Source organism: Vibrio sp. 10N.222.46.A1 (assembly GCF_041473595.1).
In the GTDB taxonomy this organism is placed as follows: Bacteria; Pseudomonadota; Gammaproteobacteria; order Enterobacterales; family Vibrionaceae; genus Vibrio; species Vibrio tasmaniensis_A.
On the sequence record NZ_JBFRSN010000736.1, the window covers coordinates 1 to 1,916 of the forward strand.

Consider the following 1,916-nt stretch of genomic DNA (forward strand, 5'->3'; position numbering starts at 1 on the left):
TCTAATTCATCTAATTCAGCGTTGGCTTTTTGTTCAAAATCTTCAACCATAGTTAAGCCATTGTCTGCTTTAATGTATGCCCAGTCTTCAGTAACATTTAACTTCCATTCATAATCATTGGCTGGAAAGCCATTCGCTAAGATCTGAGTCGAAATAACGAGTGCAAGTACAAATGTTTTTTTCATTTCCCTGTGTTTCGATTGTCAGTTTTGTCTTTATTTTCAAGATTATATACAACAGGACTAGCGAGCGTGACTGCAAAATCGTGGTATAGGATAGTTAGAAACTATCAAAATATAACAATGAATTTAATCTATGGCCTAATTTCATTGTAAATGTAAGAAGTCACGCTGTCTTTGAAAGTTGACCAACTAAAACAGCATGACTGGGGGTTCTTTGTTTAGGAATGAATACTAATTCCTGAATACAGCTCGCTCATCGTTAAAGAATCAAAAAACAACGTAAAAAATCACGTTCTTTCCCTATGAATAATATTTAATTTTCGAAAACACACCTAAATACGAACACTCTTCAGAAACTCCACAGAAAAAATTAAATCATACACCAACCAAGCCATTCAAATCGGACTAAAACAATGGGCATTTAGGACTTAACATCTTATTTATTAGAATCTTAAATAATAACAAATATAATACAACACATCGGATTTGTTATTTATAAATATCAAATTACTATCTCGCCGCTCAATAATTTCTAACCAAAAAATAAACAATAAAAAGGTATTAACATGTCTATAACTTTTCAAGGTAACCCCGTTTCAATCTCAGGTCTATTTCCTAAACCTAATCAAGTAGCACCAAGTTTTACTCTCTGCGACAAAGAATTAAATAGCCTAACCTTAGAAAGCCTAAAAGGGAAAAATGTCTTATTAAATATTTTCCCTAGCATTGACACCCCAGTTTGTGCTGCAAGCGTTCGTACATTTAACGAGAAAGCCGCTAATTTAAACAATACAATCGTATTATGTGTTTCTGCCGACTTACCATTTGCTATGAACCGTTTTTGCGGTGCTGAAGGCATTGATAATGTAACAACCGCTTCTTTCTTCAGAGAGTCATCATTCACTGAAAACTACGGTGTAAACTTAAATGAAGGTGCGCTTGAAGGGTTAGCTGCTAGAGCTATTATCGTTATTGGTCAGGATGGTATGGTCACACATAGTGAATTGGTTTCTGAAATTACTACTGAACCAAACTATGAATCAGCACTAGCGGCTTTATCATAATCATGCGTAAACTACTTATTGTTGCTGCTACCCTATATTCAATAAACGCCTTCGCAAAGTTTGAAACTACTGAAGACGATGCTGAGTTTGGAGCGGCTCAAGTCGTCACACTTGATAAAACAACAAAGTTTGACCTGATTGGTACACCATTAGAAGTAGGTGATTTAATGCCTTCGGCTAAGATGCTGACTTCAGATTTAGGAAGCTATGATACCAGTGCGAAAAGTAAATCGATCAAAGTCTATAGCATATTAACATCTGTTGACACGCCGGTTTGTGTTCAACAAGCTATAGAACTTTCTCAATACATAGAAAACAACAGTCACAAACTTCAAGGTATTGAATTTTATGCAGTGAGTGCCGATACTCCTTTCGCTCAACAACGGTTCATTAAAGAGTACTCTCTTGACGGGGCGACATATCTTTCTGACTCTTCAGAACATAAGTTTGGCCTAAATACAGGGACTCAAATTAAGCAGTTAGGTTTGCTTAGTCGAAGTATCATTGTAGTGGGTATAAATAACCAAATTATTTATACCCAAAGAGTACCTGAACTTACAACTATCCCTAGTTTAGAGCGAGCCGTAAAAATAGCGTTAAAAAACCGCTAGATACCAATAAGATATAAGAGGCATCAGCCTCTTATATCAATAAAACCCCCATTCTAACA

General features: G+C 35.7%; 3 protein-coding genes. 2 read left to right on the forward strand and 1 reads right to left on the reverse strand.

Going from position 1 to position 1,916, the window contains the following annotated elements; all coding sequences use genetic code 11:
* Positions 1-185 (reverse strand): hypothetical protein (locus tag AB4496_RS19390; protein WP_372105692.1); only part of this gene is annotated, 185 nt, incomplete at its 3' end.
* A gap of 563 nt (positions 186-748) precedes the next feature.
* Between AB4496_RS19390 and tpx the strand changes: the two genes are divergently transcribed.
* Both tpx and AB4496_RS19400 read left to right on the forward strand, forming a co-directional pair.
* Positions 749-1,246, forward strand: a complete 498-nt coding sequence (gene tpx, locus AB4496_RS19395) for a thiol peroxidase (RefSeq protein ID WP_017082551.1) — start codon at positions 749-751, stop codon at positions 1,244-1,246.
* Between the two features lie 2 nt (positions 1,247-1,248).
* Positions 1,249-1,857 carry a redoxin family protein gene (locus AB4496_RS19400; protein WP_017082552.1) on the forward strand — a complete coding sequence of 203 codons (609 nt, stop codon included), beginning with the start codon at positions 1,249-1,251 and terminating at the stop codon, positions 1,855-1,857.
* Positions 1,858-1,916 lie beyond the last annotated feature (59 nt).